Annotated in this window: 3 protein-coding genes and 1 pseudogene; all 4 read left to right on the forward strand. The window is 40.7% G+C overall.

What is annotated here, in order from left to right:
• Positions 1–112 (forward strand): annotated as a pseudogene (locus FTU19_RS15545) (IS982 family transposase); the annotation flags it as partial.
• A 525-nt stretch (positions 113–637) separates the two neighbouring features.
• Positions 638–1,900: a carbohydrate porin gene (locus tag FTU19_RS15550; protein WP_180131846.1), complete on the forward strand. Its 1,263-nt coding sequence runs from the start codon at positions 638–640 to the stop codon at positions 1,898–1,900.
• Between the two features lie 166 nt (positions 1,901–2,066).
• A complete protein-coding gene (locus FTU19_RS15555; RefSeq protein ID WP_180131848.1) occupies positions 2,067–4,469 on the forward strand; it encodes a glucose/quinate/shikimate family membrane-bound PQQ-dependent dehydrogenase in 2,403 nt (800 codons plus the stop codon).
• Positions 4,470–4,701: 232 nt separating this feature from the next.
• Positions 4,702–6,822, forward strand: a complete 2,121-nt coding sequence (locus FTU19_RS15560) for a TonB-dependent receptor (protein WP_180131851.1) — start codon at positions 4,702–4,704, stop codon at positions 6,820–6,822.
• The last annotated feature ends 273 nt before the right edge of the window (positions 6,823–7,095 follow it).

A 7,095-nucleotide genomic window follows, 5' to 3' on the forward strand; every position in this document is an offset into this window, starting at 1 on the left:
CAAAGCACGTAGTGTTCATGGATTTCTAGGAGGGATTTACGCGTCCTTGTGTGCATATCAACTGATCCATAAAAATAAGCCAACAATTCAAATTATGAAGTCATCGGCTTAAGCAGGATTCGGGTTATTGATAGAAAGAATTAAACAAGATATACATCTATAATCTAATATGAATAGCCAATAATTATAATTTTTACATATATTTAAACTTTATTTAGCAGATATCACTCTTTATCTTATTTAATGGGTTTAAGTACCTATATAGATCTAGTTTTTTCTCAATTTTCCTCGCTAAGAAACCCAAGAATAGAACGGCAATGACCATCAAGTTTTAGTATATAAAATGAGCAAAAGACCAAATATTTTTTTATTACGCAATTCGAATTGGTAAATTTTTGTACAAAAGAACTGATGTAGAAAAAATATTTATAGGTAGTATTATTTTTATTAATATTATATTTATTTTATCTTAAATTATTGAATTTAAAATTTAAAATTTTCTTAAATTAAAATTAACAAAAGAATTAGATTAGCTAAACTTCATAACATTATTAATACTTTTCCTTCATTATTTGAAACTAAAAAATTAAATGAGTGTACTATATTTAGTAAAAATGTGATTAAGGTGAAGCATTTAATGTCTATTTCTCCCTTATCTAAGGCTGTCTATACATCCTTAGTTGGATTGCTATTGGCAAATACAACTACTCAGGCCGCTGATGCATTTAGTGCAGAAAGTCCGTGGATGTTGGGTGACTGGAATGGTCAACGTATCCAGCTTCAAGAGCAGGGCTATGATTTTAGCTTTGGATATACAGGTGAAATGGCGACTTTACTTGACGCGAAACGCTCAAATAGCCATGGCACAGAATATACAGGTCAGTTAAACCTGGGTACTCATCTGGATCTGGAAAAAATTGCTGGCTGGCAAGACACTGAAGCACAAATTACAGTAACTCATCGTGATGGTCGCAACCTTTCGAATACTTCTGATGCGCTTACAGGACATTTAAGTTCAGTTCAGGAAGTATGGGGTCGCGGTCAAACTTGGCGTCTAACAGATTTCTGGATCAAGAAACAATTCTTGGATCAAAAACTGGATGTAAAAGTCGGACGTTTTGGTGAAGGTGAAGACTTTAACAGTTTTGATTGTGACTTCCAGAATCTGGCATTGTGCGGTTCACAAGTGGGTAACTGGGTAGGGGATCAATGGTATAACTGGCCGGTTTCTCAATGGGCTGCGCGGGTTAAATATAACGTTACCCCGGAAGTTTATACCCAGGTCGGTGTCTATGAATATAACCCTGAAAATGCTGAGAATCGTGGCAAAGGCTTTAACCTGAGCACAGACGGATCTAAAGGCGCGATCATTCCTGCAGAAGTGGTGTGGACACCGAAACTGGGTGAGCAAAAACTGCCCGGTGAATATCGTGCCGGGTATTACTACAGTACCGCTGATGCCAGAATATTTGATGGCGTGACTCCACAAGATGAACAAATCCAAACTGGTCATCATCACGGGGGGTGGATTGTAGCTAAGCAACAGCTGACTTCACATCAAGGGGATACATCACGAGGTTTAAGCGGTTTCGTGAACGTCACTGTTCATGACTCTAAAACCAACCAAGTTAGTGATATGCAAAATGTCGGTCTTGTCTACAAAGGTGCGATGAATGCCCGCCCACAGGATGAAATCGCTTTGGGTGTTGCCCGTATCAATATGAACAATGATGTATTGGGTAACCGTAGTGAAGAAGTCGATGCGGAAATCTATTACGGCATTCATGCAACTAACTGGCTAACCATCCGTCCAAACCTGCAATATGTCCATCATGTCGGCGCATATAAAGACGGTGAAAATGTCTGGGTAGGCGGAATCAAGTTTAATACGTCGTTCTAATCGGAGTTTTTAGTTGCAAATACACAATTGATTCTTCCATTACTTTGGGGCATTGATGAACTGATACTCCAAGTATTCATGTATTTATAACTAAGAACTTAACAATATGGTGTCTATGCCGCTTAAGTGCTTAGACGTTCAAGAAATCAAAAAAAAGGTGTTCAATATGAATACTTCGTCTTCAGGTTCAGTACTGAAAACGATTCTGGCAGCTATTGCTGCCATTTTCGGTTTGGTTCTGCTATTTGGAGGAATATATCTGGCAACACTTGGTGGGTCTTGGTACTACATCATTGCCGGTCTGTTCTTCCTGGCGACAGCCGTGTTATTACAAAAACGTAAAAGCACAGCCCTTATTGTTTATGCAGTATTGGTCCTTGGTACAGTGGTATGGGGTCTTTGGGAAGTGGGTTCAGACTTCTTTGCACTGGCACCACGTCTAGATATTTTAGGCCTATTCGGTCTGGCCCTGCTGATTCCTGCAGTGACTCGTGGTTTTGGTGACAGCAAAGCTGCAAAAATGGCGCTGACTGGCTCGCTGGCAATTACGATTGCTGTCATGATTTATTCTGTATTTAATGACCCACAGGAAATCCGTGGCGAATTAACATCACAGCAACCTGCAGTTCATCAATCTATTCCAGGTATTGCCGATGAAGACTGGCCAGCTTATGGTCGTACTCAGTCAGGTTTACGTTATTCTCCATTAAAACAGATCAATTCTGAAAACGTAAAAGATCTTGAACTGGCTTGGGAATTCCGTACCGGCGATACTAAAACAGATAAAGACTCTGGTGAAACCACCAATCAGGTGACTCCAATTAAAGTGGGGAATAACCTGTTCATGTGTTCAACCCACCAGTATCTGATTGCACTTGATCCTGCGACTGGTAAGGAGAAATGGCGCTTCGATCCTAAACTGAAAGCGGACAATACCTTCCAGCATTTAACTTGTCGTGGCGTATCTTATTATGATGCGAACAATACTGCAGGTTTTGAAAGCAGTCTGACTGCACGCTCAACAACTTCTGCTGAATGTCCTCAGAAAGTGATCTTACCAGTCAATGATGGACGTCTGGTCGCAGTGAATGCGACTACAGGTAAAGTATGTTCTGACTTTGGTAACAATGGTGAAGTTGATCTGCAAAAAGACATGCCATTCCCATATCCAGGCGGTTATAACCCCACTTCACCTCCAGTGATTACAGGTACAACCATCATTATCGCGGGTTCAACAACGGATAACTACTCAACTGAAGAACCTTCAGGTGTGATTCGTGGTTATGACGTAAATACCGGTGAATTATTATGGGTATTTGATACTGGTGCAGAAGATCCAAACGCGATTCCAGCTCCTGGTCAAAAATTTGTAAATAACTCACCAAACGCATGGGCGCCATTGGCTTATGATGCACAGTTGGATATTGTCTATGTACCTACAGGTGTAGGCACACCGGATATCTACGGTGGTCACCGTACTGAGCTAGACGAGCGTTATGCAAACTCTATGCTGGCGATTAATGCATCTACCGGTAAATTGATCTGGAACTTCCAGACTACTCACCACGACTTGTGGGATATGGATGTACCAGCACAGCCAACATTGACTGATATCAAAGACAAAAATGGGAACATGGTTCCAGCGATCTATGTGCTGACCAAAACCGGTAATGCCTTTGTATTAGACCGTCGTACAGGTGAAGCGATCGTTCCTATTACTGAAAAACCAGTACCTCAGTCAGTAAAACGTGGTCCGCAAACTAAGGGCGAGTGGTATTCAAAAACTCAACCATTCTCTGACTTTAACCTGGCACCTAAAGACAAATTGACTGATAAAGACATGTGGGGTGCCACTATGTTTGACCAGTTAATGTGTCGTGTATCGTTCAAGAAATTAAACTATGACGGTATTTATACGCCACCATCTGAAAATGGTACGTTGGTGTTCCCGGGTAACCTCGGTGTATTCGAATGGGGTGGTATGTCAGTCAACCCAGACCGTCAAATCGCATTAACCAATCCAATTGGTTTGCCATTCGTGACTCGCTTAATTCCTGCTGATCCTAACCGTGAGAAAACTGCCAAAGGTGCAGGAACTGAAGCGGGCGTACAACCAATGTATGGCGTGCCTTATGGTGTTGAAATCAGTGCCTTCCTGTCTCCATTCGGCTTGCCATGTAAGCAACCTGCATGGGGTTATGTCGCTGGTGTTGATCTGACCAATCATGAAATCGCTTGGAAACGTCGTATTGGTACCATCCGTGACAGTATGCCAGGTATTCCATTGCCTCCATTCAAAATGGGTGTACCGATGTTAGGTGGTCCAATCTCGACTGCGGGTAATGTGATGTTTGTTGGTGCAACTCAAGACAACTACATTCGTGCGATCAATGTAACTAATGGTGATGAGCTGTGGAAAGGTCGTCTACCTGCAGGTGGTCAAGCGACGCCAATGACTTATGAAGCCAATGGTAAGCAGTATGTTGTGATTATGGCGGGTGGTCATGGTTCCTTCGGAACCAAAATGGGTGACTCTTTGGTTGCCTATGCACTACCTGACAATAAATAATGAAGTTTTATAGTTAAGTAAAAAAGCCTGATTTGTCAGGCTTTTTTATGCAAAATACAGGCTGTTATGACAATAAAGCTTGATTAGAAAATCATGAACCTTTAGCTCGGCTTTCCTGCAAGTATTCAGTTTGATCTTATGCAGATGCTGAGTCTTTAAAATTAATAAGACATTTTTAAAACGTTTGAACTCCCATGGCATGAGTGAATGCCAGATATTAGGAATATTAGCTATGCACCTTCATACCACGCGGTTGCCGATGAAATCGACTTTATCCTGTCTGATTGCTTGTATCAGTCAAGGAATTTATGCGGAAGAACCGGTTACAGAGGTACAGCGACTGGCTCCCATTGTGGTTGAAGCAACCCGTACAGATCGTGCCATTCTGGAAACACCGGCATCTACCTATTATCTGAATCAGGAACAACAGAATAGCCTGAATGTAAATCTGTCTGAAACCTTAAAAGGTGTACCAGGTTTACAGCTGAATAACCGCGAAAATTATGCTCAGGATTTACAGATATCAATGCGGGGCTTCGGTGCACGTTCGACTTTCGGTGTGCGAGGAGTACGTTTATATGTAGACGGTATTCCTGCGACTATGCCGGATGGGCAGGGGCAAACCTCGAATATTGACCTGAATAGCTTGGATCATATTGAAGTGCTGAGTGGGCCATTTTCTTCGCTATATGGTAATTCTTCTGGCGGAACCATCCTGACACAAAGCCGTGAAGGGCAGGGACCTGATTCAGTCACTTTGGGATATTCGGGTGGCAGTCAGAATAAAGGCCAAACGAACCTGGTGCTACAAGGTGGTTCAGAAAATGCTTCTGAACCAAGCTATATCATCAGTTCATCTTATTTTGATACCGATGGTTTCCGTGATCATAGTGGTGCACATAAAGTACTGAACAATGCCAAGCTGACTTGGGATCTGGACGATGGCTCTAAAATTAACTGGGTCAATAACTATGTCAAAATTACAGCAGATGATCCAGGTGGTTTAACACGTGAACAATGGCGAGCAAATCCTAAACAAGCAGTAAAAGGTGTCTTAGATTACAACGCTCGCAAGGAAATTGAGCAAATACAGACAGGAGTAACTTGGAATAAACCAATTAATGATTTAAATGAAGTTTATGCAATGTTCTATGCTGGGCAACGTTCTGTAACTCAATATCAATCAACTCCAAAAGCAAATCAAGAACCTGCTAATCATGCAGGTGGTGTCATTGATTTTGATCGTAATTTCTATGGAACAGATATACGTTGGACAGGTAAAGAAATCTTACCGAATTTAAAACTCATTGCTGGGGTGGCAATTGATGCAATGACAGAAGATCGTAAGGGATATAACAACTATATTGGTGAAAATACGTTTGGAGTTAAAGGTGATTTACGTCGTGATGAAGACAATACGCTTTGGAATACAGATCCTTATATTCAAGCATCCTATAACTTTACGCCAGATTGGACTTTAGATGCTGGTTTGCGTTATAGCAATGTACATTTTAAATCTGAAGATCATTACCTAAGCAATGGCGATAATTCAGGTAAAACGACTTATGAGCAAGTACTGCCTTCATTTGCAGTAAGTTGGAAAATTCTTCCTGAATTAATCACTTATGCAAGCTATGCACAAGGTTTTGAAACACCAACATTTACCGAAATGGCTTATCCAGCAGATGGAAGTACACGAAAATTTGACTTAAAGGCATCAGAAAGTGAAACCTATGAAATTGGGACGAAATCTGATACTTCATTTGGACAATTTACCGCTGCAGCCTTTTATACAACAACTGAAAATGACATTGTCTCTGCTGGAAGTGATAATGGACGTTCAACCTTCCGTAATGCAGATAAAACCCTAAGAAAAGGATTAGAGCTATCTTGGAGTAAAGACCTGTGGCGTAATCTGGCAGCACAAGCCAGCTATAGCTATATTGATGCAAAATTTGATGCAAATATTCCCGCTGAGGGGGCTGTAGCTGCAGTTCCAAAAGATAACTATATTCCCGGCATTGCTAAGAATCAGGCTTTCTTAAGCTTGGGTTGGAAACCTGAAAATGGTTTAAGTGCAGGTATAGATGTTCGTTATAGTGATAAGATTTATGTAAATGATGTGAATTCAGACTTTGCACCCAGCTATACAGTTACTGCAGCAAATATAGGATATAGCTGGACAGTGAATGATTGGGCTTTTAATACTTTTACACGTATAGATAACTTATTTGATAAAAACTATTCAGGCTCAGTTATTGTGAATGATATGACCAAACCAATAGGCCGTTACTTTGAACCAGCAGAAGGTCGTAACTGGAGTGCTGGGTTAAGCGTGACAAAAGAGTTTTAATTTAAATCTGATTTAAGCTTTCTCTATTTATTCAAGATTCATGTTCACATGTGAATGTCCGCCAAGATAAGCAATAAATGCGAATCTAAGGCGGACATTTTTACTTTGGAGAAACCGGACATTTCTATTTTGGAGTTACATGATTCTGTTATGCACCAATTAAAATGTCTATGCGATAAACCATTTAAAATGTCCTGTTTTTAACTGCAAGAGTCAAGCACAGGATTTAAATTTCTTTGTTCAATAACAGCTTTCTGAGCTTTACGACTCGGC

It is taken from the genome of Acinetobacter sp. YH12072, assembly GCF_013419565.1.
In the GTDB taxonomy this organism is placed as follows: Bacteria; Pseudomonadota; Gammaproteobacteria; order Pseudomonadales; family Moraxellaceae; genus Acinetobacter.